A 25,577-nucleotide genomic window follows, 5' to 3' on the forward strand; every position below is an offset into this window, starting at 1 on the left:
CGCAAGGAAAGCCTCACGCCAGCGTTGTCAGGGCAAACGTGGCGGTCGCGGCGGCAGACTGTTGAGCAAATCGATCCATTGCCGACTGATGTTTCCGGTTGCCCATGCCTTGGAATCTTCCCTTCCTTGTGCAGCGAGACGGCCGGCCACCGCCCCGTCATCCATCAACCTGGTCAGCCCTTCGGCCAGCGAAACCGGATCATCGGGCCGAACCATATAAGCGTTCTCGGCTTGCCGCAGAAGGGTAAGAGGGCCCGCTTCGCACGCTGTCGAGACGATTGGCAACCCATACGCCATCGCCTCGATCAGCACCAGCCCGAAGCCCTCATATCGGGAACTGAGGCAAAACAGACTGGCGTTGCGGTACTCGGAGGCGATAGCGAGCGTCTCGCCGGGAAGCGTCGTCGTCTGGGAGACGCCAAGCCGTTGCCGCAATAGCTCCAGGTTCGCCCGTTCCTCGCCTTCGCCGACGATCCGCAGGCGCCAGTGCGGAAAGCGGTGTGCTACGAGAGCCCATGCGTGCAGCAGCACGTCGAACCCCTTGGCAGCGGTGAGCCGTCCTACGGCCAACACTACGCCGGTGTTGCGTGGGGCGGCTTGTTCGGGATACTTGAACGGCAACGCGTTCGGTATCGCGGCCACGGGGCAGACAGGCGCCAGCGCGCTTTGCCAGCTGACGCGATCCCTTTCCGTCAACACGACAACGGCCACATCCGTTCGGGCCGCCACCCATCGCGCCACCCGCCGAACCCGCCGCCCCAGATCCTGATGAAAATGACAGTGCTCCCACGCAATACGCTGCACCCCCAGACCCAGCGTGGCCGGTACGGTGAACAGCGTCAGCATGGGATCGACCTCGATCAGCGTGTCGATGCCGTGGTCTCTCACATATCGGCGTATGCCTGCAACCGTGGCCGCGTACTTGATCTTGAATGAAGGCCGATGGTCAAAGAGGGCGTCGTGGCGCACGGCCGGATGCAGGGCGAAGCTGCTGCGGCGGTCCCACAGGCTGAGCACGTGAACGCGATAGCCGCGCTCGGCCAGTGCGCTGGCGATGACCGCGGTCATCCGCTCGGCGCCGGCCAGGGCGTGGAGCGTGCCGGTCAGGAAGCACAGCGTGCGCGGCGCGTTCATGCCGCAAGCGCCCGCGGCGCGGGGCGCACGCGCCAGCACAGTCCGATGCCGAACAGCACGGCGACGCCGTTTGCGAGCGCATAGCCGCCGATGGCGCCCCATGCGCCATGGCGGGGCACCGCCCACAGGTCGAAGGCCAGCGTCGTGGCCAGTACCACGGCCCATTTGCACGCAATCCAGTCGGGACGGCGCAGATAGACCGGCAGCAGGGTCAGCCCCACGTCCGCGAAGACCAGCGCCGATGCGAGCGCGGCAATGCGCAGCAGGTCGATCGCCATGGCGAATTCAGCCCCGTACAGCAGGCGGACGATCCATGGCGAGGCCAGCGCGATGGTGGCGGCCCCCGCCACGCCGAGCGCCGTCATGCCCGTGGCGATGCGGATCACGTTGGTGCGTGCCGCTGCCGGCTCCGTGCGGCTGTACACGTAGGCCGGCGCGATGCCGGCGGCGACGATGGCCGCCACCACGGTGAAGTTGTCCAGGATCTGCATGGTGGCCGCATAGGCGCTGAACTCGGTCAGCGATACGGCGGGCTGCAGGATCAGTTGGTCGACGCGGCGGGCGCCCATCATCATCATGAAGCTTGCCCAGAACAGCGCGCCGCCGCGCACCAGTTCGCTGGCCAGTGCGCGGTCGAAGGCGACGCGCCGGTGTTCGATGCGGGCGAAGTAGTACATCGCCAGCAGCGTGGCGAGGATCACCGGCTCCACCGCGATCGCGGCGGCAAAGGCCGGTACGCTGCTCAGGCCCAGCGCGAAGACCAGGCCGGCCAGACCGAGCTTGATGCTCAGCGCGATCAAGCTGAACACGGTACCCGGGCGATTGTGGGTATGCGCCTGCATCCATGCGTTGACCACGCCCGCGGGTTCGCGCAGCAGGATGGCGAGGCCGAGCAGCAGCGCCGCCTCCCAGGTCTGCGTCGCCGGCGCGGCGGCCAGCAGATAGCCACACATCAGCGCATAGCCGAGCATGGCGCCGGCCAACCGCAGCACGAATGCATGCGCCAGCAAGCGGTGCTGTTCGAGCGAGGATGACAGGCCGACCAGCCGCGGCACGATGACCTCGCCGCCGCAGATCAGCGCCACCGAAGCGGCAATCGTGACGATGGCCTGCGCGTACTGGAAGTGCGCGAATCCCTCGGGGCCAAGTCCGCGCGCCAGCATCGCGACGATGCCGATGCCGGCGGCCACCTGCAGGCCGCGCTCGCTCAGCATCCACAGCAGGTTGCCGGCTACCTTGCGGCGCATCAGGCGGTCTCCACGCGGGCCGTGGTGGCGGTGTCGGCGAGCCGGCCATAGCAGTCGAGCCATTGCCGCGCGACGGCCTCCAGGCTCAGGCGCGAGGCGATCCGCTGGTGCCGCGCGGCCTGCGCGGCGGCGTCGCCGCGCCCGTCGGCCAGGGCCGTCGCCATGGCGGCCGAGAGGGCGTCGGCGTCCGCGCGCGGGACCACGCCGGTCCGGTCGCCGATCAGTTCGACGACGCCCGGTGCATCCGTCGCTACCACGGGGCAGCCACACGCCAGCGCCTCGCCCAGCGCGATCGGCATGCCTTCGATGTCGGACGACAGCACGAACAGGTCGGCGGCATTCAGCAGCGCGGCGATGTCGTTGCGCGCGCCCAGCAGCGTGGCCTGCTGCTGCAGGCCCAGCTGCGCGATACGTTGCACGAGCTCGGTACGCTGCGGTCCCTCGCCGGCGATCAGCAGGCGGGCACCGTGGCCCGTGGGCAGGCCGGCGAATGCGCGCAGCAGCAGCCCCTGGGCTTTCTCCGGCACGAGGCGGCCGACGTTCAGGATCAGAGGCGTGTCCGCGCCGACACCGAGCGCGGCGCGGGCGGCATCGCGCGTGGTGGGGTCGGGCCGGAAGCGTGCCGTGTCGATACCGTTGGGCACCACGGCGATCCGCGCGGCGTGGACCGCGCGCAACGCGATCATGCGTTGGCGGCCCTGCTCGCCGACATGGGTGGTCAGCCGGCACCAGCGATCCGTCAGCCGATACGCCAGCATCCTGGCCGCGCCACCCTCGTCATAGCTATGCGCCGTGCAAACCAGCGGCGGCATCCCGCCAAACCGCGTCAGCACACGCGCGAACAGATTGGCATGGACCATATGCGCGTGCATCACGTCGGGCCGCCACTCGCGCACGAATCCGCGCACGCGCCACAGCGCCGCGGCCATCGACCAAGGGGTCTTGCGCATGTCCAGCCGCAGCACTTGTGCGGCGGCGGGCAGCGAGACTTCGCAGTCGGGCGTGAGGCTCACGATCGCAACCGCATGGCCAAGCGCGACGAAGCGCTGCGCGAGCGCGGCCACCTGCTGTTCGGCGCCACCGAGCCGCAGGCCGGTCGTCAGCAGCAGGATGCGCATCGGTGCCGCTTCAGCCGGCGCCATCACCGCGCTCCATACCCGGTCAGCAGCGTGCGCACGGTCTTCACCGTGACCAGCAGGTCCAGCGCGAAGCTGCAGTGCTTGACGTAGTAGAGGTCGTAGCTGAGCTTGGTCACGGTCTCTTCGTGCGAGCCGGCATAGCCCTGCTGCACCTGCGCCCATCCGCTCAGTCCGGGGCGCACCAGATGCCGGTAGGGGTAGTAGGGAATGGTGTCGGCGAAGCGCTCGACCATCGGCGCCTGCTCGGGACGCGGGCCGATCAGGCTCATCTCGCCGGTCAGCACGTTCCACAGTTGCGGGATCTCGTCGAGGCGGTATTTGCGGATGACGCGGCCGACGCGGGTTACGCGCGGGTCGTGCGGCACGGCGAAGCGCGCGGCGGTCTCAGGCGCGGTGCTCATGCTGCGGAACTTGAGCATGGTGAACGGCTTGCCGAACAGGCCCACGCGCACCTGCCGGAACAGTGCGGGTCCCGGCGAATCGAGGCGGATGGCGAGCGCGACGAGCAGCGCAGTGGGTAGCGCTACGGGCGCGGCGCACAGCACGGTGGCCACGTCGATCAGCCGCTTCAGGTAACCGTACAGGTAGTGCGCGGCGTAGTCGTCCAGGAAGTTCTCGTCGATATGCGCGAGGCCGACGCGGCCGGTCAGCATCTCGCCGATGCGCTCGACGGAGTAGACGCGCACGTGGCTCAGCTTGAAGCGCGCCAGCACGCGCGTGCGCTCGGGGTCGGCGGTGGCATTGCGCTCGAGCATCAGGCCGTCGCAGTGCACGGCTTCGTCGAGCGAGCGGATGGGCTCGAAGCGCATGCGCGTGCCCGGCGGCGCGGCGCCCGGCATGGCGACGATGGCTTCGAGCTGCGCCAGCGCGCCGGGATCGGTGTAGCCGAACACGGGCACGTAGTTGCGCACGTAGCGGCGGTAGCCGAACCAGATCCACGCGAGCGTGGTCAGGTAGGCGACCAGCAGCGCGCCGCGCGAGTACTCCAGGTGGAATGCGGCGAAGCCGAACAGCAGCGCGCAGAAGGGCACCGTCGCGGACAGCCCGACCAGGCTGTTGCCTTCCATGGCGGGCAGGTGCAGCGTGCGGTGCAGCAGCACGAAGGCCATCAGGTAGGGCGCAAGGGCCCACAGCAGGGTCTGCGAGAACACGTAGGTCACGTAGCCGGCGTGGTGCGCCAGTTCCGCCACGGCCAGATGGGCGCCGAACAGCGGCAGGCCGAGCAGCGCCCACGTCAGCATGCGGCTGGCGCGGCGTATGGTCTCGGAGCCCCGGGCCCGGACGTAGAGCGGTGAGCGCTGCGCGCTCTGGGCTTTGGCCATGCGTTCCCTGGTGGTTCTGGTTGATCCCTGGTCGTTCACTGTCTTGTCGGGCGCGCCAGTGGGCGTGTCGCCCGGCCGGCGGTAGCGAGCGCCTGCTCGTAGACGGCCCACGTCGCCTCGGCCATCGGCTCCAGGCCATAGCAGCGTTCCCAGCGCTGGCGCGCGGCGTTGCCGAGCGCGCCACGCAGCGGGGCGTCGCCTGCCAGTCGCTGCAACGCGGCGGCGAGCGCGCCGGTATCGTCCGCCGGACACAGTATTCCGCAGCGGCCGCCATCGAGTTGCTCGCGGATGCCGGGCAGGTCCGTGGCGACGACCGGCAGGCCCGCCCGCATCGCCTCGAGCACCGACAGCGGAAAGCCTTCATGGTCCGAGGCGAGCACAAAGGCCTGCACCGAGGCGAGCAGCCCGGCGATGTCCGCCACGTTGCCGGGCAGGGCCACGCGGCCGGGCGCGAGTTCGTCGGCCAGCGCGCGCATCGCGGCGCGCTGCGGCCCGTCGCCGGCGATCACCAGTTCGCAGTCGGCAAGCGCGGTCGCGGCGAAGGCGCGGATCACCGCGTCTGGCCGCTTGGGCGCGGCAAAGCGCGCCACCATGGCGATCCGGCGCAGCGGCGCCGCCGGATCGGCCCGCCCGGCGGCGTCCGGGATGCCGTTGCGCACCACGCAGACCCTGGACGCCGGAATCGGCAGCGCGCGCGCCATCTCGCGCTCGGCCTCGGATACGCAGACGAGCCGCGTGGTCAGCGGCGCCAGCGGCCATTCGATCAGCCGCGAGGCCAGGCGCTGCCGGGCCGGCGCGGCAGCCTTGAAAGCGAAGCCATGGACGGTATAGACCACCGGAATCCGGAGCACGGCGGCGGCGACGCGGGCCAGCGCGCCGGCCTTGCCGCTATGGGCATGGATCAGGTCGGGACGCACGCGCCGCAGGGCCTGCACGAGCTGGGACAAGGTGGCCGCGGCGCGAAAGGGCGACAGCGCGTTGTCCAGCAGCGGCAGCCGCACGGCCTCTGCGCCCAGCGCCGCCGCGGTGTCGAACAGGGGACCGTCTCCGCCGGCCATCACGACCGGCTCGATCCGGCCCCGCAGGCCCTGCAGCAGGCCGGCCACATGCGCCTGCGCCCCGCCGATCTCCGATTGGGTGATCACGTAGGCGATGCGCGGGCGGAGTGTGTGCGGAGGCAGGGGCACGAGATAGGGGCGGAATCGGTGCGGGCGGCGACGAAGCTGTCGGGGAAGGCGCGGTCTGGCCGTCGGATCGTGCGATGGGCCAATCGGCCCCGAAGGTGCGCCAGCGCTCAGATTCCGGCACCGGAGGGCGATTATAACTGGCGTGCTCCTCGCATTGCGGCAAAATACGGGTTTTGGCGCGCCCCTCTTGCCACTTGACTGCGGTCGACGACGGCGGGGCGCCGGACAACGTATCCGGCCGCGCGTTCCTCTCCCATTTACTTTCCAGGAAGCTGCATGCAAATCGATCCTTCCATTTTCAAGGCCTACGATATCCGCGGCATCGTTGGCAAGACGCTGACCCGCGACGTGGCACGCGCGATCGGCCTGTCCTTCGGCTCGGCCGCGGCGGAAGCCGGCGAGACCGCCGTGGTGGTCGGCCGCGACGGCCGCCTGTCCGGCCCCGATCTGCTGGGCGGCCTGGTGGAGGGCCTGCGCCAGGCGGGCATGGACGTCATCGACCTGGGCATGGTCGCCACGCCGATGGTGTATTTCGGCACCAATGTCGAACTGGCCGGCCGCCGGGCCACCTCCGGCATCATGGTCACGGGCAGCCACAACCCGCCCGACTACAACGGCTTCAAGATGGTGCTGGCCGGCAAGGCCATCTACGGCGAACAGATCCAGGCGCTGCGCCAGCGCATCGCCGAGGGCAAGTTCGCCAGCGGACAGGGCGCGTATCAGCAGGTCGACGTGCGCCAGCAATACCTGGACCGGATCATCGGCGACATCAAGCTGGCGCGTCCGATGAAGATCGCGCTCGATGCCGGCAACGGCGTGGCCGGCGCCTTCGTCGGTGACCTGTTCCGCGGGCTGGGCTGCGAGGTCACCGAGCTGTTCTGCGACGTCGACGGCAACTTCCCCAACCACCATCCCGATCCCGCCCATGTGGAAAACCTGCAGGACCTGATGCGCTGCCTGCGCGAGACGGACTGCGAGCTCGGCCTGGCCTTCGATGGCGACGGCGACCGGCTGGGCGTGGTGACCAAGGACGGCCAGGTCATCTTCCCGGACCGGCAGCTGATGCTGTTCGCGCAGGAGATCCTGTCGCGCAATCCCGGCGAGAAGATCATCTACGACGTCAAATGCACCGGCAAGCTGGCGCCCTGGATCCGCGAGCACGGCGGCGAGCCGCTGATGTGGAAGACCGGCCATTCGCTGGTCAAGGCCAAGCTGAAGGAAACCGGCGCGCCGATCGCGGGCGAGATGAGCGGCCACGTGTTTTTCAAGGACCGCTGGTACGGCTTCGACGACGGGCTGTACACCGGCGCGCGGCTGCTGGAAATCCTGTCGCGCCATGATGACGCGAGCGCCGTGCTCAACGCGCTGCCGAACTCGAACTGCACGCCCGAGCTGCAGCTCAAGTGCGCCGAGGGCGAGCCCTTCACGCTGCTCGACAAGATCCGCGCCAACGCGAAGTTCGAGGGCGCGCGCGAGGTGATCACCATCGACGGCGTGCGCGTCGAGTACGCGGACGGCTTCGGCCTCGCCCGCCCGTCGAACACGACGCCCGTGGTGGTGATGCGCTTCGAGGCGGACAACGACGCCGCGCTCGCGCGCATCCAGGCGGAGTTCAAGCGCGTGATCCTGGCCGAGAAGCCGGATGCGCAGCTGCCGTTCTGAGCGGATGCCGGTAACTTCCGGCGTTGCGGCCGCGGTGCCGCCGCAACGCCTGTCCGCTGTCCTTCCCGCCAATCCGCGCATTCTCGTCGTCAAGGTGTCGTCCCTGGGCGACGTGGTGCACAACATGCCGCTGATCCACGACCTGCGCGCGCGCTGGCCGGGCTGCGAGATCGACTGGGTGGTCGAGGAGGGCTACGTCGATCTGGTCAGGCTTCTGCCCGAGGTGCGGCGGGTCATTCCGTTCGCGCTGCGCCGCTGGCGCAAGGGCTTCTACAAGGGCGCCGTGTGGCGCGAGATCGGCGCCTTCCGCGATGCCCTGCGCCGGGACGGCTACGACGCCGTGATCGAGACCCAGGGTCTGCTCAAGACCGCTGTGGTGGCGCGCGTGGCCAGCCGGCACGCGGGCGCGCCCATCGTCGGGCTGGGCAACGCCACGCAGGGCTCGGGCTATGAACCGGCCGCGCGGCTGTTCTACAGCGATCCGGTGCGGGTGCCACGGCAGACCCATGCCGTGCGGCGCTCGCGCCTGCTCGGCGCCGCGCTGACCGGGCTGGAGCCAGCCGAGCCGCCGCGCTTCTTCGGCCCCGCCGCGGCCAGCCTGCATGTCGACGATCCGTTGTGGGCCGATTTGCCGGCGCGCTATGCGGTGTGTTTCCACGCCACCGCGGGCGCGAAGAAGAAATGGCCGCTGGAAAGCTGGCACGCGGTGGGAAGGCGCCTGCGTGACGAGGGGCTTGGCGTGCTGCTGCCCTGGGGTAACGCGGCGGAACGCACGGCGGCGGAAGAGATAGCCGCCGGCATACCTGGTGCGCGCGTGCTGCCGCGCTTCTCGGTGATGCAGGGCTTCGGCCTGATCAACCGCGCCGAGGTCGTGGTGGGCGTCGATACCGGGCTGGTCCATATCGCGGCGGCGCTGTGCCGCCCGACCGTCGAGATCTATACCGCCACGTGGCGCTGGAAGACCGAGGGCTACTGGTCCGAACGCATTGCCAACGTGGGCGACGACGGCGTGGTGCCGGGTGCCGAGGAGGTCTACGCGGCGGCGTGCCGCGTGCGCGGCCTCGGGCAGGAGCGCTGATGTTGCTGCGTTTGCTGTACAACCTGCTGTGGCTGCTGATCCTGCCGGCCGCGCTGCTGCGCCTGGTGTGGCGCGCGCGCAAGGAACCGGGCTATATCCGGCATGTGGGCGAGCGGCTCGGCCGCTATCGCGACCTGCCCGCGACGGGCCCCTGGCTGTGGGTGCACGCGGTCTCGGTCGGCGAAACCCGCGCGGCGCAGCCGCTGATCGCCGCGCTGCTGGCGCGCTATCCCGGCGAGCGCATCCTGCTCACGCACATGACCCCCACGGGGCGCCAGACCGGCGCGCAGCTGTTCGGCAACGAACCCCGGGTGGTGCAGTGCTATCTGCCCTACGACATTCCCTGGCTGGTGCGGCGTTTCCTGCGGTATTTCCGCCCTCGGGCCGGCATGCTGATGGAAACGGAGGTCTGGCCGAACCTCGTCAGGGGCGCCCGCCGCGAGGGCGTGCCGCTGCTGCTGGTCAACGCGCGGTTGTCGCCGCGCAGCTATGCGCGGACGGCGAAATTCGGGGAGGCGGCTTCGGCCATGTATCTGGATTTCACCGGCGTGCTGGCGCAGACCGCCGGCGACGCGGAGCGCTTCGAGGCGCTGGGCGTGCCGGCCGTGCAGATCACCGGCAACCTGAAGTTCGACATGCAGCCGTCCGAGCCGCAGATCGCGCTCGGCCAGGCCCTGCGCGATGCGTTGGGCCAGCAGGGGCGGCGGCCGGTGCTGGCGGCGGCCAGCACGCGCGAGGGCGAGGAGGCGATGCTGCTCGATGCGCTGTCGCGCTGGCGCACGCTGGCCGGCGAAGGGTGGGGCGACCGTGCGCCTCCGGCGCTGCTGCTGATTCCCCGCCATCCTCAACGCTTCGACGAGGTCGCCGCGATGGCCGCGCAGTCCGGCTTTCGCGTGTCGCGGCGCAGTGCGCTTGGCAACGGGCCGGACTTCGCGCCCGTCGATGCCGATGTGCTGCTGGGCGACTCCATGGGCGAGATGGCCATGTATTTCGCCGCCGCGGATATCGCCTTCATCGGCGGCAGCCTGTTGCCCCTCGGCGGGCAGAACCTGATCGAGGCCTGCGCGGTGGGCACGCCGGTGCTGATCGGCCCGCATACCTTCAACTTCGCGCAGGCTACCGACGACGCCATCGCGGCCGGCGCCTGCCTGCGGGTCGCCAATGCCGACGAGCTGATCGGCACGGCGGCCGCGGTGCTGGCCGATCCGGCGCGGCTGCAGGACATGGGCGCGAAGGCCCGGGCCTTCGCGGGGCAGCATCGCGGGGCGACCGAACGGACCCTGGTTGCGCTGGAGCGGCTGATCGGCGAGGCCGGCTAGGCGTCGCGTGGTTCCCCGCCCGGTGACAAAAAGCGCACCTGGCAGGAACTGCGGGGCCGCTACCGGCGTCCCATCCTCAGATGCCACCCAGAACCGGCCTCGCCGCGTCCGCGGCGGCCGGCAAATCGCTTGGACGCGTGGCCCGCCATGGCGTCGCGTTCCGCAACGGTAACAGGAGCTCCATCCATGCCCATGCTTACACGTGTTTCGGCCGGCTCGGCGGCCGTGCTGCTCGCCGCCGCGCTCGGTGGCTGCGCCATGAGCCCGGCGCCTGGATCGCCCGGGGCCGCCGCCAGCCTCAACGAGACCCGCTCCACCGGCCCGAGCCGCTGGGAACTGGTGCGCTGGCAGCAGCCGGACGGCAGCCTGAAGACCATCCCGCATGGCGACAACGGCGAGCCGATCATCTTCGAATTCAACGACGGCATTGACGCTGCCCAGGGCACCGTCAAGGGCCACAGCGGCTGCAACCGCTTCAGCGGCAGCTACAGCAAGACCGACGCCGGCATGCGCTTCGGCCGCATCGCGGGCACCCGCATGGCCTGCCCGCCGCCGCGGATGGAGGTGGAGACCGCGCTGCTCAAGGCCATGGAGCAGCCATTCACCACCGTGGGCACGCAGCCGTCCGCGGGCAGCGGCGGCCGCCAGATCGTATGGAAGACCGCCGGCGGCGATCTGCTCCAGTTTGCCGAGCGCGAAGGGGTGGGGCGGCGCGGCGACAAGATGGATGCGCAGCAGGCCGGTGGCGTGGAAAAGACCGTCTACGTGGATTCGCAGCGCGTCGACTGCACCGGGGTCGCCAAACAGACCTGCTACCGGGTGCGGGACAATCCCTCGGCGCCGTGGCAGCTGTGGTACGGGCCGATCGAGGGACTGGACTTCGAGCCTGGCGTGGCCTACACGCTCAGGGTGCGCGAGTACCGCGTGCCGAACCCGCCGGCGGATGCTTCGGCGATCCGGTGGGAGTTGCTGAAGGTGGAGGCGCGGACGCGCGCGAATTGATACCGGGGTGTGCGGGCGTTTGTCGCCGTCAGCCTAAGACCGCCGCCCGCCCACCGCCTCGCGGCGCGTTCCCGCCGAAGGCGAAGGCCCCTTCGGCACCGCGGTCCCGGCTCTGGGCTTCTCCGGCAGCTTGTACATCGCTCCTGGCTCGAGCGTCAGCAGCGTGTTGATCTGCACCACATCGTCCTCGCGCAGCGCGCCGGTGGCGGACTTCAGCCGCAGGCCGTTCATGATGGTGTCGTAGCGCGCTCGCGCCAGGTCGCGCCGGGTCGAGAACAGCTGCGCCTCGGCGTTCAGCACGTCGATATTGATCCGCACGCCCACTTCGTAGCCCAGCATGTTGGACTCCACCGCGGTCTGCGCCGAGCGTTCCGCGGCCTCCAGCGCGCGCACCTGGGCCAGGCCGTTGGAGACGCCCGAGAACGTCTGCCGCGCCGTCTGCGCCGCGGTGCGGCGGGCGAATTCCAGGTCGCTCGCGGCGCGGTCGGCCAGCGCGAGCGTCTCGCGGGCGCGCGACTGGATCTGTCCGCCGCTGTAGATCGGCACGCTCAGTTGCACGCCGATCTGCGCGCTGTTGTAGCGGCTGGCGATATTGACCTGCTGCTGCGCGTTGCCGGTGGAATTGACGTAGCCATACGAGGCCACCAGATCGACCGAGGGCAGATGCCCGGAGCGCGCCTTGTTGTACTCGCGCTCCGCGGTTTCGAGGTTGTAGCGCGCCAGCGCGACCTGCGGGCTCGTGTCCTCGGCCTGCGCGGCCCAGGCGTTCACGTCCGCCGGCATCGGGCCCGGAATGTCTGCGCCGCTGCGCAGGCCCATCAGCTCGTCCACCGGCTTGCCGGTGATCTGCTGCAGCGTGGCACGGCGCACTTCCAGATCGTTGCGCGCCGCGATCTCCGTCGACACGGCAAGGTCGTAGCGCGCCTGCGCGTCGTTGGCGTCGGTGATGGTGGCCGTGCCCACCTCGAAGTTGCGCCGGGCCTGCGCCAGCTGCTCCTCGATCGCGCGCTTCTGCGCGCCGGCCAGATACAGGTTGTCCTGCGCGGCCAGCACGTCGAAATAGGCCTGGGCCGTGCGGGTGATCAGGTCCAGCTGCGCCTGGCTGAAGGTGACCTCGCCGGCCAGCGCGGCCAGCTCGCCCTGCTTGTAGGTTTCCCAGCGGTCCCAGCGGAACAGGGGCTGCACCAGCTGCAGGGCCCAGTTGTTGTTGTTCAGGTAGCGGTCCATCGCGATCGGCGCCGACTGGTCGACGATGGTCCGCGTGGCCGCGGCGGTGCCGTTCAGCTGCGGCAGCAGGCCGGCGCGGCCCTGCGGCAGGCGCTCGAGGCTCGCCTGCAGCTGTGCCCGGGCGCTGGCGAACTGCGCATCGTTCGACTGGGCATCGCGATAGACCTGCAGCAGGTCGGCACCGTGGGCCGCCGATGCGAACAGCACCGGGGCCAACGCCAGCAGCGAGGCCGCCAGCGTCGGGGCGAGGCGCTTCCCGTGGACGCCCCGTGCAGTGGAAATCGCAAAACTCAGCGCAAACGTCATGACTTCTCCAGGTTGCCCGGGCCACGCGCGGTCAACGGTTACCGTTCTTGATTTTCTACAGCGCCAGGGACTCCGCGGGAAAGCCCGCCTGGAGTCGTTCGTCGACCTGCGCGCCGCGACCCGGGCGGCGCGCGTCGTCCCGTTCTGCTCAGTACCGCGGCATGGCGGGGTCGACCTGCTCCGCCCAGGCATGCACGCCGCCGGTCAGGTTGTAGACCTTGCCGAAGCCGTGCTGGCGTTCCAGGAAGCTGGCGACCTGCATGCTGCGCGCGCCGTGGTGGCACACACAGACGATGTCGGCGTCCTCGTCCAGCTCCGCGGCGCGCGCCACGATCTGTCCCATGGGGATATGGGTGATGCCGGGCATGGCGCAGGTCTGCACTTCCCAGTCTTCGCGGACGTCGAGCAGCACCGGGCGGGGCCGGCTCTCGTCGGCAAGCCACTGGGCGAGCTCGGGGGCGGAAATCAGTTGCATGGGTGAGGACTCGACTGTCGGCTCAGAAGCGGAAGCGCGAGGGCTGCGGCACGCCGGTCAGCGGCGCCACGGCGGTCTCGAACAGGTTGACGGTCTGGTATTCGGTCTCGGACATGCGGGTGATCAGCTGCGCCTCCATCACCGGCAGCATGCCGACGAAGGCGGCGATGCGCCCGCCCACCTTGACCTGTTCGAGGATGGCCTGCGGCACGGCCGGCACCGAGCCGGACAGGCAGATCACGTCGTACGGCGCGCCCGCGGGCCAGCCCTCGGCGCCATTGCCCTCTGCCACCTCGACGTTGAGGATGCCGGCGTCGGCCAGGTTCTGGCGCGCCAGCGCAGCCAGCTCGGGGAGGATTTCCACGGTCAGGACCTGGCGTGCGCGGTGGGCGAGCAGGGCGGCCATGTAGCCGGAGCCGGCGCCGACTTCGAGCACGGTTTCGTGCTTGCGCACGTTCAGTTCCTGCAGCACGCGGGCCTCGACGCGCGGGGCCAGCATGTTCTGGCCGCCGGGCAGCGGAATTTCCGTGTCGACGAAGGCCAGCGACGCATAGGCCTTCGGTACGAACTGTTCGCGCTTGACCACGGCGAGCAGGTCGAGGATTTCCTGATCCAGCACGTCCCACGGCCGGATCTGCTGTTCGATCATATTGAATCGGGCTTTTTCGAGGTCCATCTTGCCATTCCTTGCTTTGCCAACTGCTGATGCGCTGACGCCCTGAGGCGCGCGAAGTGTTCTGTTGCCGGCCCTGCGAGTGCCACAGGCCGGGAAATTCGTCAAACCCGTCATTTTAACCCCGCCGGTGACAGGGTGGCGTGCGCGGCGTATTACGAAGTATTGCGGCCCAGGCCGCGCCTCTTTCGTGCGGCCGCACTCGCTCACTCCGCGCTCGCCGGCCGCACCGGCTCGGCGCCGGGCGTCGCCGTGTCGTTCGCCGTGTCTTTCCCGGGTTCCTGCGCCCGGGCGGGCTTGCCGCGCCACAGCCGCGCCAGCCATGCCCCGAAATCGTCCAGATAGGTGTAGATCACCGGCACCACCACCAGGGTCAGGATCGACGAGGTGATGATGCCGCCGATGACGGTCTGTCCCATCGGCGCGCGCTGCTCGGCGCCTTCGCCCAGGCTGAAGGCGAGCGGCACCATGCCGAAGATCATCGCGAGCGTGGTCATCAGGATGGGCCGCAGCCGCACCCGCGCGGCCTCCACCAGCGCCGCCTCGCGGCCGAGCGGGGCCTTGCCGTGCTCGCCGCGGCGGGCCTGGTTGGCGAAGTCGATCAGCAGGATGGCGTTCTTGGTGACCAGCCCCATCAGCATGATGAAGCCGATGATGGAGAACATGTTGAGCGTCGAGCGGAACAGCAGCAGCGCGGCGAACACGCCGATCAGCGTCAGCGGCAGCGACGTCATGATGGCGATGGGCTGGAAGAAGCTGCCGAACTGCGAGGCGAGAATCATGTAGATGAAGATCACCGCCAGCGCCAGCGCGGACACCGCGTAGCCGAACGACTCGTTCATCGACTTGGTGGAACCACCGAAGCGGTACTTGTAGCCGGCCGGCCACGTCATGCCGTCCAGCGCCTGGCGGATATCGCGCGCCACCTCGCCCTGCGAGCGGCCGGCGGTATTGGCGGTGAGCTCGACCTCGCGGTTCAGGTCACGCCGGCTGATCTGGTTGGCGCCGGTGGTGGGCACCAGCTCGGCGATCTGGCGCAGCGGCACCATGCGCGGCGAGCCGTCCGCATTGGTCTGCGTACTGGCGATCATCAGCGCGCTGAGGTCCGCCATGCCGGTGCGCGCGTCCTTGGGCAGGCGCACGCGCACGTCGTAGTTCTCGTCGTCCGGCGCGCGCCACGAACTGATCGCGTCGCCCGCCAGCAGCGGCCGCAGCGCGTTGCCGATCTGCACGATGCCCACGCCGAGGTCCGACGCCAGCTCGCGGCGGATGCGCACCTCCACGGTGGGACGGTCGTCCTTCATGCTCGAATCGAGATCGACCAGCCCGGGCACGGCATTCATGCGCCGTGACGCCTCCTGCGACAGCCGCTTGAGCTCGCCCAGGTCGTCGCCCTGGATGGAAATCTGGATCGCCTTCTGCCCGCCCGCGCCGTCCGGCATGCCGACCATGGTCAGCGTGATGCCGGCGATCTGCTCCAGCCGCTTGCGGATCATCGGGTTCAGTTCCGCGGTCGACCGCTCGCGCTCGCGCCGGTCGGTCAGCCGCACCGATACCAGCGCGTTGTTGCGTCCGGAGGTATTGCCGGCATTGATGGTGGCGTAGGTGTAGGCCACCTCGGGGAACGACTTCAGCGCGGCCTCGACCTGCCGGACCTTGGCTTCGGTGACCTCCAGCGCGGTACCCACCGGGGTGGTGAAGCCCACCTGCGTCTCGCCCAGGTCGGCGTTGGGCACGAACTCGGTGCCGATGAGCGGCACCAGCGCGAAGCTGCCGAAGAAGGTGGCCGCCGCGATCACCGCGGTGGCCAGGCGATGCTTCAGCGCCCAGCCGAGCATGCTGCCGTAGCCATGGCCGAGCCGGTCCATGCGCGCGGAGAACCAGTCGAGCATGCGGCCCACGCTGCGGCCGTACCAGCTGCGCTTGTTGCCGGTGCCGTGCAGGTCGGGGTCGTGCCAGACCGACGACAGCATGGGGTCCAGCGTGAACGACACGAACATCGAGATCAGCACCGCGGCCACCACCGTCACGCCGAACTGGTGGAAGAAGCGGCCGATGATGCCGCCCATGAAGCCCACCGGCAGGAAGACGGCGACGATGGAGAAGGTGGTGGCGAGCACCGCCAGGCCGATCTCGTCGGTGCCGTCCAGCGCCGCGTCGCGATGGTTCTTGCCCATCAGGTTGTGGCGCACGATGTTCTCGCGCACCACGATGGCATCGTCGATCAAGAGGCCCACGCACAGCGACAGCGCCATCAGGGTGATCACGTTCAGCGTGAAGCCGAACATGTACATCACGCCGAAGGTCCCGATCAACGCGATCGGCAGCGTCAGGCCGGTGATGACCGTGCTGCGCCACGAACCCAGGAACAGGAACACGATGGCCACGGTCAGAAAGGCGCCTTCGAGCAGCGTGGAGCGGACCTCCTTGACGCTGTTGCGGATGCCGCGCGCGCTGTCGTTGACCACGTTCAGCTGCACGCCGGCGGGCACCAGCGCGCGGATCTCGTCGGTCATGGCGACCAGCCCGTCCACCGTGTCGACGGTGTTCTGGCCCTGTTCCTTGACCACGGACAGGAACAGCGCGCGCTGGCCGTTGAGCATCGCGAGGCTTTCCTGTTCCTCCTCGCCGTCGCGCACGTCGGCGATCTGCGCCAGCGTCACCGGCTGGCCGGCCCGGCGCGCGACGATGATCTGCCGGAACGACTCGGGCGTCGGCACGCGGCCCTTGATCTGCACGACCGTCTCGCTGACCGACGAACGCAGCTCGCCCGCGGGCAGCTCCTGGTTCTCGTTGCGGATGGCGGTCATGACCTGGTCGACGCCGATGCCCAGCGCTTCCAGCTGGGCGGGGCGGATGCGGATCTCGATCTCGCGCTTGGTGCCGCCGACGATGCTGATCGCGCCCACGCCGCGCACCGTCTCCAGCCGCTTGCGCACGATCTGGTCGGCGATGGTGGTCAGCTCACGCTGGCTGCGGTTGGCGCCCGGCGCATTGGACACGGACAGGTGGAAGATCGGCGCCTCTGACGGGTCGTAGCGCAGCACGCGCGGCTCTTCCACCTCGTCGCGGAACTGCGGGCGGATCAGCGCGATCTTGTCGCGCACGTCCTGCGCGGCGCGGCCCACGTCCACGGTCAGATCGAACTTGATCACCACCACCGAGGTGCCCTGGTACGAGTGCGAGAAGATCTCGTCGATGCCCGAGATGGTATTGACGATTTCCTCGACCTTGCGGGTCACGTCCGATTCCACCGACTCCGGCGCCGCGCCGGGATACTCGGTTTGCACCACGACGATGGGAAAGGTGATGTCGGGAAACTGGTCCACCGGCAGGCGCTGGTACGAGAACAGCCCCACGACGATGAAGGCCATCATCATCATGGTGGCCAGCACGGGGTTGCGGATGGACAGGCGGGTGAACCACATGGGGAAGCGCTCCTGAGCGGTCGGGCCTTAGCCGAGCTTGACCAGCCGGACCTGGCTGCCCACGCGCAGGGTGCCAAGGTTGTTGCGGACCACCTGGGCCCCGTCGGCGAGACCGGAGACGATCGCGACCATGCCGCTTTCCTCGTCGCGCACGCCGGTTTGCACGGCTTTCTCCGCCAGCACGCCGTTCTCCACCACATAGACGAAGCTGCGCTCGCCCTCGGTGCGCACCGCGGTGACCGGCACCGCGATCGCGTCGGCCTGTTCGCCGAGCACCAGCGCGCCCTTGGCGAACATGCCGGCGCGCAGCCGGCCCTCGGGGTTGTCCACGCGGACATAGACCAGGATGCTGCGCGTGCCTTCGCTGACCGCGGGGTTGATGCGCACCAGCTTGCCCTCGAAGTGGCCGCTGCCCTCGACGTCGAGCTGCACGGCCTGGCCGATGCGGGCGCGGCCCACGTCGGCCGTGGGCACGGGGGCCTCGAGCTCGAGCGTGCGCAGGTCGACCACGTCGAGCAGACGGGTGTCCGGCGATACCTTCTCGCCCGGCTGCACGGCGCGGATGGCGACGGTGCCATCGAGCGGCGCCTTGACCACGGTATCGCTCAGCGCCTTCTGCGCGACGGCGAGCCCGCCCTCGGCCGCGTCGAGATTGGCCTTGGCCACGTCGAGATTGGACTGGTAGTTGTCGAAGGCCGTCTTCGAGATAAAGCCCTTGTCGACCAGCGTGCGATTGCGCTCGTAGGTCTGCCGCGAATTCTCGTACTGTCCGCGCATCGCCAGCATCTGGCCGCGCGCCTGCGCGACCTTGGCCTCGTACTCGGACGGATCGATGCGCACGATGACCTGGCCGGCGCGCACTGCCTCGCCCTCGCGCACCAGTACCTGCTGCACCTCGCCGGACACCTTGGCCTTGACGGACGCCTGGTTCAGGGCCCGCAGCCCGCCCGAGAGCGGCAGCGACGTGCGCAGCGTGCGCTGGCTGGCCGTGACCACATCGGTCTGCAGCAGTTCGATGAGTCCGGCCGGCGCGGCGGCGGACACCGGCGGCTTGGCTTCCTTGTTGCCGCGCGCCGAGCGCACGGCGGCGGTGGCGCCGAGCAGCACCAGCACCGCCAGCACGGCCAACAGGATGGTCTTGCGTCGGGTCTTCGTCATGGTCGGGCCTGGCCCTCGTCCGGATCGGCCGCCAGCGCGGCCGGTTGTTGTGGCGGTTGTGGCGATGGTTGCTGCGCCTGCTGCTGGGCCTGCTGTTGCGCCATCTGTTCTGCCAGGATCTGCTCCCACACGTAGGGGCCGTTCTGCGGCGGCAGCGGCGTATCGCGTGCCGCCCCGGCGGTCAGGCCGAACAGCAGCACCTGCAGCAGGTTGTCCAGATACGCCTCGGGGTCGATGTCCTTGTGGCTGCCCACATGGAACGCGTGCTGCCACAGCATCAGGAACACCAGCGGGGCGCAGATCAGCGTGGTGACGGGATTGGCGGGAAGCGCGTGGAACTCGCCCCGCGCCGCGCCGCGCGCCAGTACCCGGGCGAACAGTTCGTCGCCGGGCACCATCACTTCCTCGTGGTAGAAGCGCGCGATATCGGGGAAATTGCCGGACTCGGCCATGATCAGCTTGGTCAGGCCGGCCACGGGCGTCGCCCCGATCAGCCCCCACCAGCCGCGCATCAGTTCGCGCAGCAGCTCGGGCGTCGTCCCCTCGTAGGTGTCGACCAGGTCCGTGCCCTTGGCCAGCGCCGGCACGAGGTTTTCGCGCACGACGGTCTTGAACAGCTCTTCCTTGTTGGCGAAGTACAGGTAGACGGTACCCTTGGACACGCCGGCGGCGGCAGCGACATCCTCCAACCGCGTCGCGGCATAGCCACGCTCGACGAACAGGTTCAGTGCGGCCGCGACCAGTTCCTGCGGGCGCGCGGCCTTGCGGCGCGACCACTTGCGGGCATCCTGGGGCTCGGAGGGGCGTTCCGGTGGCTTGGTCACAAGAAAAGCGGGTACGGGGTAGAAGCGAACGGTGGTAAATCCCGGGCGGCTTGGCTCGCCCCTTGCGCAAGCGCGGGCGGGGCGAGACGGGCCGGATCGGCGCGGTCAGAAATAAATAACCGATGGGTCAGTAATGTAGTGTGGAGTGCGGCATAGGGTCAAGACACGTCTTGTGCGCCAGCGATCGGTGGCTACCCGCCGCCGGCCTGCGGCACAATGGCGCCTTCGCCGGCAGGCGCCCGCAAGGCCCACGCCGCAGCCGGCCGCCTCGCATGTAAGAGGGTGTAAGCCTTGCGCTTCACCCAGAACCATCCCCATGAACCGCCAGTCTGACGTTTCCTGCCGCCCCGGTTGTGGCGCTTGCTGCATTGCCCCGTCGATCGCCTCGCCCTTGCCGGGCATGCCGGGCGGCAAGCCGGCCGGGGTCCCTTGCGCGCAATTGCTGCCCGACATGCGCTGCGCCGTCTTCGGCCGGCCGGAGCGCCCGGCCTTTTGCGCGAGCCTGCGGCCATCCGCGGAGATGTGTGGCGAATCGCGCGGAGCCGCGCTGCTCTGGCTTGCACAATTGGAAGTGGCGACCACGCCGGACGCGCTGGCCACCGTCTGATCCGGGCCGCGGCGAACGCGCCCGGACCGGCATTGACCTGGAGATGTTAGATGGCTTTGATGACACGCCGACGATGGCTCACCGCCACGGGCGCGACCCTGCTCACCGCGGTGCTGGCCGCCTGCGGCTCGTTCGGCAACGAATACACCTTCTCGCAAGGGCAGCTGCAATCCGCGCTGGAGCGCAAGTTTCCGTTCAGCAAGCGCTATATGGAGCTGTTCGATATCCAGCTGGCCAACCCGAAGCTGACGCTGGATCCCAACCGCAACCGTGTCAACGTGCAGTTCGACGCCACGCTGGACAATCGCCTGTTCTTCACCCGCGCCTTTACCGGCCGTTTCGCGCTGGACAGCGCGCTGCGCTACGAGCCATCGACCCGTTCGGTGGTGCTGCAGGACCCGGTGGTCCAGCAGTTCGACGTGGCCGGGCTGCCGCCGCAGTATTCGCGCCAGTTGAATGCCCTCGGCGGCATCCTGGCCGAGCAGCTGCTGCAAGACTATCCGCTCTACACGTTCCGTCCGGAGGAGCTGCAGTTCGGCGGCTCAAGTGTCGAGCCCGGTACAATCACCGTCCTGCCGAACGGCATCAACGTCAAGATCAACCGGCGGTAGGGCCGGCGCTGCGCCCGCGAGCGGCGCCGCCATCTCTGCCGCCGTGCCGTTCGCGCCGTCCCGGTTTCGTTTCGTTTTCGTCCCGTTCCGTCGTTCCCCAAAACCTGATTCAGTCTGCCTGCCCGTACCGCATGGATATCGCACTCGCCCTGAAAGCCCTGATCCTCGGCATCGTCGAAGGCCTGACCGAGTTTCTGCCCATCTCCAGTACGGGCCACCTGATCCTGGTGGCCGACCTGCTGAGCTTCAACGACGAGAAGGGCAAGATCTTCGAAGTCGTGATCCAGCTGGGCGCCATCCTGGCGGTGTGCTGGGAGTTCCGCCAGCGGATCATCGACGTGGTGAGCGGGCTGGCCACCGAGCCGCGCGCACAGCGCTTTGCCGCCAACGTGATCATTGCCACCGCGCCGGCCATCGTGCTCGCATTCATTTTCGGCCCCTGGATCAAGGCCTATCTGTTCAATCCCATCACCGTGGCGTCCGCCTTTATCGTCGGCGGCCTGGTGATCCTGTGGGCGGAACGGCGCGAGAGCCGGCGCGGGCAGGTCTCCCATCCGCAGGGCAATGCCCTGCTGGAAGCGGCCAAGGCGGGCGCCCCGCGCATCGAGTCGGTGGACGACATGACGTGGCGCGATGCGCTCAAGGTCGGGCTGGCGCAGTGCTTCGCGCTGGTGCCGGGCACCTCGCGCTCGGGCGCGACGATCATCGGCGGCCTGATCTTCGGGCTGTCGCGCAAGGTGGCCACCGAGTTTTCGTTCTTCCTGGCCATTCCGGTGATCACGGGCGCCACCGTCTACGAGCTGTACAAGGCGCGCACGCTGCTGTCGGTGGACGACCTGGGCATCTTCGCCGTGGGCTTCGTCTTCGCCTTCCTGTCGGCCTTCCTGTGCGTGCGCTGGCTGCTGCGTTTCGTGGCGACGCACGACTTCCGCCCGTTCGCGTGGTACCGCATCGCCTTCGGCATCATCGTGCTGGCCACCGCGCAGTTCGGCTGGGTGGCCTGGCACGCCTGAGGCCTCAGTCCTCGGGCATCGGGTCGCTGCCCAGCAGGCTGCGCAGGTCGATGGCCTGCGCCATCGCCTCGTAGCCCGCGTCGCCGGGATGCAGGTGGTCGCCGGAATCGTAGGCGGACAGCAGCCGCGTCGGGCGTGAGGGATCGCGCAGCAGCGCGTCGAAGTCCGCCACGCTGTCGAAGGCGCCGCCGTTCCGTATCCACGCATTGACCGCCTGCCGGACGCGTTCCTTGTCCGCGCTGTAGTGCCCCTCTAGCGGCGTGCCCCGCAGCGCGCCCTCGAACGGCGGCAGCGTCCCGCCGACAATGCGCACCCCTCGGGCCCGCGCCCGTTCGCTCAGTTGACGGTAGCCGGCGATCAGGGCCTCGGCCCGCATTGACCGGGCGCGCGGCGCGAAGGGGCTGCCGGGCCAGCCGATATCGTTGATGCCCATCATCACGATCACTGCCTTCACGCCCGGTTCGCTCAGCACGTCGCGATCGAAACGCGCCAGCGCGTTGTCTCCCATCAGGCTGTCCAGCACTCTCGCCCCCGAAATGCCGGCATTGAGGACCGACACCTGGCGCGGCGCGAGCCGCCGCGCCAGGAAGTCGGGCCAGCGGCGGTCGGTGCCGGGGGTGGAGCCGTTGCCGTCGGTCAGCGAGTCGCCGAAGGCCACCACCACCGGCCGGGTGCCGCCAGCTTCGACCTGCACGCCGCTGAGGAACAGCCGGGAAGCGAGGGTCGCATCCGCGTCCAGGGAGCCGGCGTGTGCGACGTTGCCGGCCGCGAGGTAGGCGGTGCGGCGGCCATCCCAGTGAAAGGTCGTGAGCGGCGTCGGCTCGGGCAGATAAAGGCTGACGGCCAGTTCGGAAAGCGGGGGAACATCGATATCGACCGGATCGCTGATTGCCGGCGCGCCGGGCGGAATGGTCACCGAGGGGCTGCCGCCGAAGCTCAGCCTGCGATCGGTTCCCGCCACGATGGCGGCGCCCCCGGCGGGGATGGCCAGACGGGCGGCCCCGATGACCAGCGCCTGCTTCCCGTAGGCGTTCGACAACACGACGCGTGCGCGCCGGCCGCCCACGCTGACCCTGACGACTTGCCGGATGGTCTGGTCCGACAACTGCCGCGGAATGCCGGTGGGCAGCGCGAAGTCCGGCTCCCACGGCGGTTGCGGGCTGGCGGCCCAGGTGCCGACCCAGCGCAACGGCGGCGCGGGCTGCGCGGCCACCGCGGCGGCCGACATCAGGCTGGCCACGCCGAACGTGGCGCTCAGCAGGGCGGATCGTGACATGGCGGTACTCCGTGCTTGTTTCGATGCCGCGACATTAAGTTCTTCCTTGTCGCCGGGGTAGCGGGCAAAATCGCATGGGACATATTCCAGCAAGGAATGAGATGGACAACCTTCGGGCGATGCGGATCTTCGTGCGGGCGGTAGAACTGGGCAGCCTTTCGGCGGTGGCGCGCGAGATGGGCACCACGCAGCCCACCATCAGCAAGGCCGTGGCGGCGCTGGAGCGGGATCTGGGCGTGCGCCTGCTGGAACGCACCACCACGAGCCTTACCCCGACGCCGCAGGGCCGGCGGTTCCACGTCCGCGCCAAGGGCGTGCTGGAGGAATATGGCGAGGCCGTGGCGGATGCCCGTGGGCAGACCGGGATGCCGACTGGATTGCTGCGCGTCAACGCGCCGGTCGCGCTGGGCCAGTTCCGCCTCAACGCGCTGATGCTGGAGTTCCTCGCGCGCTACCCGGACATCGAGGTCGAGCTGATCCTGAACGACCGCTTCGTCGACCTGGTGGAGGAGGGTGTCGATGTGGCCTTGCGGCTCGGCGGCACGCTGCCGCCCGATGGCATTGCGCGCGGCATCGCCGTGTCGCCGCGCCTGCTGGTGGCCTCGCCCGGCTATCTGCGCGGCCGTCCGGCGATTCGCCGGCCCGATGACCTGCACCGGCACGAAACGATCCGCTTCGCCTGGCTGGCAAGCGGCGATGCCATGACGCTGGAGGGGCCGGGCGGCAGCGTCACGGTGACGACGCATGGCCGCTACCGTGTCAATAACGCGCTGGCGATACGGGAGAGCCTGGCAAGCGGGGCAGGCGTCGGACTGGCGCCGGCCTGGCTGGTCGACGACCTGATGGCGTCAGGCGACCTGGTCGCCGTGCTGCCGAAGTGGCGGGCGCCGATGCAGCAGGCCCACCTGCTCTATCCGTCGCGACGGTATCAGTCGCTGCGGGCGCGGCTGCTGATTCAGTTCCTGGCGGAGCGGATACCGGCGTTGGCCGGCTTCCAGCCATGGCCGCCGGAACGGGCCGGCGCTTGACGCAGGCCCGTCAGGCGCGCTTGCGGAACACCACGTCCCAGACGCCGTGGCCAAGACGCAGGCCGCGCTTCTCGAACTTCGTGACGGGCCGGTACTCGGGGCGCTCGGCGAAGCCGCCGGCGGCGGTGGAGGTGTTTTCCAGCGTCGGCTCGCCCGCCAGCACTTCGACCATCTGGTGCGCGTACTCTTCCCAGTCCGTCGCGCAGTGGATATAGCCGCCGGGCTTGAGGCGGCTCGCCAGCAGCTTCACCAGCGGCGGCTGGACCAGGCGCCGCTTGTTGTGGCGCTTCTTGTGCCAGGGGTCGGGGAAGAAGATATGCACGCCGTCGAGCGTCTGCTCGGCCAGCATGTGCGCGGCCACCTCGACCGCGTCGTGTTGCACGATGCGGATATTGTCCAGGCCGCGCTCGCCGGCCAGCTTCAGCAACGCGCCCACACCCGGCTCGTGCACCTCGCAGCCGAGGAAATTGTCCTGCGGACGCAGTGCAGCGATATGCGCCGTGGTCTCCCCCATGCCGAAGCCGATCTCCAGGATCGCCGGGCCCTGGCGGCCGAACGCCGCCTGCCAGTCGAGCACGGCCGGCGCATACGGAATCATCAGCTTCGGGCCGATCTCGTCGATGGCGCGCTGCTGGCCGGTCGACGTCCGACCCGCCCGGCGCACGAAGGAGCGGATGCGGCGCGGATGCGCCACGCCGGCGATTGGATCGGCATCGTCCGCGGCAGTCGGTTCGGTATTCGGTTCGTCGGGAAGCATGGCAACAAAAAAGCCGCCGGGCGGATCACCGGTCGGCGGGCGACCAGGCGGCTGAGGCGGCTTGTATCAGCGAGGAGTGGAGCGGGCGATGGGAATCGAACCCACGTCTTTAGCTTGGGAAGCTAAGGTAATGGCCATTATACGACGCCCGCTATGGCTTACTGGGCGCGGATTGTAGCATGAGTCGATGCCGCTCCGGCGGCCTCTCGATCACGGTCGGTGGGTCCGGAGCCAGTCCTTCAGGGCGTCGTTCATCCGGGTCTGCCAGCCTTCACCGCTGGCGCGGAATGCGCGGATCACCTCCGCGTCGTAGCGGATACTGACAAGCTCCTTTGTACTTGCCAGCTTCGGACGGCCCCTTCCTCGCTTGCCAAGGGGTTGCATAGCCTTCATCTGTTCGGCCGATACCTCGTAGGTGTCCGGATCCGACGCAATGCCGCGGTTGATTGCCGCGTCCTCTTCGTCGCTCGGCATGATCAGCTTAGGTTTGCCCGACATAGTTTCTCGCTTCCCGTTTGTTCGCCTTCCGCAAGCTGATGATGTGCATGGTCTCGCCACGCTGGGTGAACACGACGCAGTAGAGGCGCGCACCGATAATGCCGAACCCGATTTCGCGCAGTTCACGGTAGTCGCGACGGGTATCGACGCCTGCCAAGACGGCCGACCAGTCCAGCATCGCGGCGAGTGCCAGCGAGACGCCGTGCTTGGACTGATTGCTGGCGTCTTTGGCAGGATCGAACGCGATGTCCATGCGGAATAATCGTAGCTATAAATAATCCGGGGATCAAGGATTATTTATAGCTGCGATTGGTTTGTCCACGCCCGTCCGGTGCCGGCGTGATCCCTCGCGACCGAAGGACTACAGCTTGCTCCCATACCGGTCCTTCACATACCGGCTGATATAGGTGCTCAGTCCCCGCCCGGCGCGGGCGAGCAGCTTCATGTTCTCGATATGTTCCGCGCCCGCGCTCGGGTAGTCGTAGCGATAGGCGTCGCCATGCCGGAACTGGACGTCGATGTGCTCCTTGCCGATGTCGTACGCCACGACACCGGAGTCGCCGGACAGGTTCTTGTAGGGCTTCATACCGGTGAGTCCGATTCCGG

The 25,577-nt window shown here is 69.0% G+C and carries 24 protein-coding genes and 1 tRNA gene; 8 read left to right on the plus strand and 17 right to left on the minus strand.

Annotation, left to right across the window (positions count from 1 at the left end; genetic code table 11):
- Positions 1-27: 27 nt before the first annotated feature.
- The 5 genes from LDO27_RS16920 to LDO27_RS16940 are packed head-to-tail and all read right to left on the minus strand — an operon-like array spanning position 28 to position 6,029.
- The gene (locus LDO27_RS16920) at positions 28-1,134 is read right to left on the minus strand and encodes a glycosyltransferase family 4 protein (protein ID WP_224042917.1); all 1,107 of its coding nucleotides are present in this window, start codon (positions 1,132-1,134) and stop codon (positions 28-30) included.
- Positions 1,131-2,381 (minus strand): lipopolysaccharide biosynthesis protein, encoded by a 1,251-nt coding sequence (locus tag LDO27_RS16925; RefSeq protein WP_224042918.1) that lies wholly within the window; start codon positions 2,379-2,381, stop codon positions 1,131-1,133. The genes LDO27_RS16920 and LDO27_RS16925 overlap by 4 nt, the downstream gene beginning before the upstream one ends.
- Positions 2,381-3,523, minus strand: coding sequence for a glycosyltransferase (locus LDO27_RS16930; protein ID WP_224042919.1), 1,143 nt, complete (start codon positions 3,521-3,523; stop codon positions 2,381-2,383). The genes LDO27_RS16925 and LDO27_RS16930 overlap by 1 nt, the downstream gene beginning before the upstream one ends.
- Positions 3,523-4,842, minus strand: a complete 1,320-nt coding sequence (locus tag LDO27_RS16935; protein WP_224042921.1) for a sugar transferase — start codon at positions 4,840-4,842, stop codon at positions 3,523-3,525. The genes LDO27_RS16930 and LDO27_RS16935 overlap by 1 nt, the downstream gene beginning before the upstream one ends.
- Before the next feature lie 35 nt (positions 4,843-4,877).
- Positions 4,878-6,029 carry a glycosyltransferase gene (locus tag LDO27_RS16940; RefSeq protein ID WP_224042922.1) on the minus strand — a complete coding sequence of 384 codons (1,152 nt, stop codon included), beginning with the start codon at positions 6,027-6,029 and terminating at the stop codon, positions 4,878-4,880.
- 276 nt (positions 6,030-6,305) lie between these two features.
- On the opposite strand from LDO27_RS16940, the gene LDO27_RS16945 reads away from it, so the two are divergent.
- From LDO27_RS16945 to LDO27_RS16960, 4 genes are all read left to right on the plus strand, one after another.
- Positions 6,306-7,691 (plus strand): phosphomannomutase/phosphoglucomutase, encoded by a 1,386-nt coding sequence (locus LDO27_RS16945; RefSeq protein WP_222207942.1) that lies wholly within the window; start codon positions 6,306-6,308, stop codon positions 7,689-7,691.
- Entirely contained in the window at positions 7,672-8,769 is a 1,098-nt protein-coding gene (waaC, locus tag LDO27_RS16950; protein WP_224042924.1) for a lipopolysaccharide heptosyltransferase I, read from the plus strand. Before LDO27_RS16945 ends, waaC begins: the two co-directional genes overlap by 20 nt.
- 2 nt (positions 8,770-8,771) lie before the next feature.
- Positions 8,772-10,088, plus strand: coding sequence for a lipid IV(A) 3-deoxy-D-manno-octulosonic acid transferase (gene waaA / locus LDO27_RS16955; RefSeq protein ID WP_224043144.1), 1,317 nt, complete (start codon positions 8,772-8,774; stop codon positions 10,086-10,088).
- Between the two features lie 186 nt (positions 10,089-10,274).
- The gene (locus LDO27_RS16960; RefSeq protein WP_222207938.1) at positions 10,275-11,090 is read left to right on the plus strand and encodes an META and DUF4377 domain-containing protein; all 816 of its coding nucleotides are present in this window, start codon (positions 10,275-10,277) and stop codon (positions 11,088-11,090) included.
- Between the two features lie 33 nt (positions 11,091-11,123).
- Here the strand turns inward: LDO27_RS16960 and LDO27_RS16965 are convergent, their stop codons facing one another.
- The 6 genes from LDO27_RS16965 to LDO27_RS16990 form a co-directional block, all read right to left on the minus strand.
- Entirely contained in the window at positions 11,124-12,611 is a 1,488-nt protein-coding gene (locus LDO27_RS16965) for a TolC family outer membrane protein (RefSeq protein ID WP_377747524.1), read from the minus strand.
- Positions 12,612-12,771: 160 nt separating this feature from the next.
- Positions 12,772-13,098, minus strand: a complete 327-nt coding sequence (locus LDO27_RS16970; protein ID WP_222207934.1) for a rhodanese-like domain-containing protein — start codon at positions 13,096-13,098, stop codon at positions 12,772-12,774.
- A gap of 22 nt (positions 13,099-13,120) precedes the next feature.
- Positions 13,121-13,774, minus strand: a complete 654-nt coding sequence (locus LDO27_RS16975; RefSeq protein WP_224042926.1) for a protein-L-isoaspartate O-methyltransferase family protein — start codon at positions 13,772-13,774, stop codon at positions 13,121-13,123.
- A gap of 203 nt (positions 13,775-13,977) precedes the next feature.
- A complete protein-coding gene (locus LDO27_RS16980; protein ID WP_224042928.1) occupies positions 13,978-17,199 on the minus strand; it encodes an efflux RND transporter permease subunit in 3,222 nt (1,073 codons plus the stop codon).
- Positions 17,200-17,226: 27 nt separating this feature from the next.
- Positions 17,227-18,357, minus strand: a complete 1,131-nt coding sequence (locus tag LDO27_RS16985; RefSeq protein WP_224042929.1) for an efflux RND transporter periplasmic adaptor subunit — start codon at positions 18,355-18,357, stop codon at positions 17,227-17,229.
- Positions 18,354-19,181 carry a TetR/AcrR family transcriptional regulator gene (locus LDO27_RS16990; RefSeq protein WP_224042930.1) on the minus strand — a complete coding sequence of 276 codons (828 nt, stop codon included), beginning with the start codon at positions 19,179-19,181 and terminating at the stop codon, positions 18,354-18,356. The genes LDO27_RS16985 and LDO27_RS16990 overlap by 4 nt, the downstream gene beginning before the upstream one ends.
- 316 nt (positions 19,182-19,497) lie before the next feature.
- On the opposite strand from LDO27_RS16990, the gene LDO27_RS16995 reads away from it, so the two are divergent.
- The 3 genes from LDO27_RS16995 to LDO27_RS17005 all read left to right on the plus strand — a co-directional run bounded on the left by LDO27_RS16995 (position 19,498) and on the right by LDO27_RS17005 (position 21,412).
- A complete protein-coding gene (locus tag LDO27_RS16995) occupies positions 19,498-19,788 on the plus strand; it encodes a YkgJ family cysteine cluster protein (protein ID WP_224042931.1) in 291 nt (96 codons plus the stop codon).
- Positions 19,789-19,838: 50 nt separating this feature from the next.
- The gene (locus tag LDO27_RS17000; RefSeq protein ID WP_224042933.1) at positions 19,839-20,399 is read left to right on the plus strand and encodes a DUF1439 domain-containing protein; all 561 of its coding nucleotides are present in this window, start codon (positions 19,839-19,841) and stop codon (positions 20,397-20,399) included.
- 131 nt (positions 20,400-20,530) lie between these two features.
- A complete protein-coding gene (locus tag LDO27_RS17005; RefSeq protein ID WP_222207922.1) occupies positions 20,531-21,412 on the plus strand; it encodes an undecaprenyl-diphosphate phosphatase in 882 nt (293 codons plus the stop codon).
- 4 nt (positions 21,413-21,416) lie between these two features.
- Here LDO27_RS17005 and LDO27_RS17010 read toward each other — a convergent pair whose 3' ends face one another.
- Positions 21,417-22,688, minus strand: coding sequence for an SGNH/GDSL hydrolase family protein (locus LDO27_RS17010; RefSeq protein WP_224042935.1), 1,272 nt, complete (start codon positions 22,686-22,688; stop codon positions 21,417-21,419).
- Positions 22,689-22,789: 101 nt separating this feature from the next.
- On the opposite strand from LDO27_RS17010, the gene LDO27_RS17015 reads away from it, so the two are divergent.
- On the plus strand, positions 22,790-23,716 hold the full coding sequence (locus tag LDO27_RS17015; protein WP_224042936.1) for a LysR family transcriptional regulator: 927 nt from the start codon (positions 22,790-22,792) through the stop codon (positions 23,714-23,716).
- Positions 23,717-23,726: 10 nt separating this feature from the next.
- Here the strand turns inward: LDO27_RS17015 and trmB are convergent, their stop codons facing one another.
- The 5 genes from trmB to LDO27_RS17040 all read right to left on the minus strand — a co-directional run bounded on the left by trmB (position 23,727) and on the right by LDO27_RS17040 (position 25,557).
- Entirely contained in the window at positions 23,727-24,473 is a 747-nt protein-coding gene (gene trmB, locus LDO27_RS17020; protein ID WP_224042937.1) for a tRNA (guanosine(46)-N7)-methyltransferase TrmB, read from the minus strand.
- A 77-nt stretch (positions 24,474-24,550) separates the two neighbouring features.
- Positions 24,551-24,625 (minus strand) — tRNA-Gly (locus tag LDO27_RS17025).
- Positions 24,626-24,683: 58 nt separating this feature from the next.
- Positions 24,684-24,971: a BrnA antitoxin family protein gene (locus tag LDO27_RS17030; RefSeq protein WP_222207858.1), complete on the minus strand. Its 288-nt coding sequence runs from the start codon at positions 24,969-24,971 to the stop codon at positions 24,684-24,686.
- Positions 24,955-25,224 carry a BrnT family toxin gene (locus LDO27_RS17035; protein ID WP_224042938.1) on the minus strand — a complete coding sequence of 90 codons (270 nt, stop codon included), beginning with the start codon at positions 25,222-25,224 and terminating at the stop codon, positions 24,955-24,957. Before LDO27_RS17035 ends, LDO27_RS17030 begins: the two co-directional genes overlap by 17 nt.
- 108 nt (positions 25,225-25,332) lie before the next feature.
- On the minus strand, positions 25,333-25,557 hold the full coding sequence (locus LDO27_RS17040; RefSeq protein WP_224042940.1) for a hypothetical protein: 225 nt from the start codon (positions 25,555-25,557) through the stop codon (positions 25,333-25,335).
- Between the last annotated feature and the right edge of the window lie 20 nt (positions 25,558-25,577).

The sequence above is a fragment of the Cupriavidus respiraculi genome (genome assembly GCF_914271545.1).
GTDB lineage: Bacteria > Pseudomonadota > Gammaproteobacteria > Burkholderiales > Burkholderiaceae > Cupriavidus > Cupriavidus respiraculi.

Coding starts and splice junctions, on each gene's coding strand:
- LDO27_RS16920 (WP_224042917.1), bottom strand. CDS start 1,134: ATGAACGCGCCGCGCACGCTGTGCTTCCTGACCGGCACGCTCCACGCC.
- LDO27_RS16925 (WP_224042918.1), bottom strand. CDS start 2,381: ATGCGCCGCAAGGTAGCCGGCAACCTGCTGTGGATGCTGAGCGAGCGC.
- LDO27_RS16930 (WP_224042919.1), bottom strand. CDS start 3,523: ATGGCGCCGGCTGAAGCGGCACCGATGCGCATCCTGCTGCTGACGACC.
- LDO27_RS16935 (WP_224042921.1), bottom strand. CDS start 4,842: ATGGCCAAAGCCCAGAGCGCGCAGCGCTCACCGCTCTACGTCCGGGCC.
- LDO27_RS16945 (WP_222207942.1), top strand. CDS start 6,306: ATGCAAATCGATCCTTCCATTTTCAAGGCCTACGATATCCGCGGCATC.
- waaC (WP_224042924.1), top strand. CDS start 7,672: ATGCGCAGCTGCCGTTCTGAGCGGATGCCGGTAACTTCCGGCGTTGCG.
- LDO27_RS16960 (WP_222207938.1), top strand. CDS start 10,275: ATGCCCATGCTTACACGTGTTTCGGCCGGCTCGGCGGCCGTGCTGCTC.
- LDO27_RS16970 (WP_222207934.1), bottom strand. CDS start 13,098: ATGCAACTGATTTCCGCCCCCGAGCTCGCCCAGTGGCTTGCCGACGAG.
- LDO27_RS16975 (WP_224042926.1), bottom strand. CDS start 13,774: ATGGACCTCGAAAAAGCCCGATTCAATATGATCGAACAGCAGATCCGG.
- LDO27_RS16980 (WP_224042928.1), bottom strand. CDS start 17,199: ATGTGGTTCACCCGCCTGTCCATCCGCAACCCCGTGCTGGCCACCATG.
- LDO27_RS16985 (WP_224042929.1), bottom strand. CDS start 18,357: ATGACGAAGACCCGACGCAAGACCATCCTGTTGGCCGTGCTGGCGGTG.
- LDO27_RS16995 (WP_224042931.1), top strand. CDS start 19,498: ATGAACCGCCAGTCTGACGTTTCCTGCCGCCCCGGTTGTGGCGCTTGC.
- LDO27_RS17000 (WP_224042933.1), top strand. CDS start 19,839: ATGGCTTTGATGACACGCCGACGATGGCTCACCGCCACGGGCGCGACC.
- LDO27_RS17005 (WP_222207922.1), top strand. CDS start 20,531: ATGGATATCGCACTCGCCCTGAAAGCCCTGATCCTCGGCATCGTCGAA.
- LDO27_RS17010 (WP_224042935.1), bottom strand. CDS start 22,688: ATGTCACGATCCGCCCTGCTGAGCGCCACGTTCGGCGTGGCCAGCCTG.
- LDO27_RS17015 (WP_224042936.1), top strand. CDS start 22,790: ATGGACAACCTTCGGGCGATGCGGATCTTCGTGCGGGCGGTAGAACTG.
- trmB (WP_224042937.1), bottom strand. CDS start 24,473: ATGCTTCCCGACGAACCGAATACCGAACCGACTGCCGCGGACGATGCC.
- LDO27_RS17030 (WP_222207858.1), bottom strand. CDS start 24,971: ATGTCGGGCAAACCTAAGCTGATCATGCCGAGCGACGAAGAGGACGCG.
- LDO27_RS17035 (WP_224042938.1), bottom strand. CDS start 25,224: ATGGACATCGCGTTCGATCCTGCCAAAGACGCCAGCAATCAGTCCAAG.
- LDO27_RS17040 (WP_224042940.1), bottom strand. CDS start 25,557: ATGAAGCCCTACAAGAACCTGTCCGGCGACTCCGGTGTCGTGGCGTAC.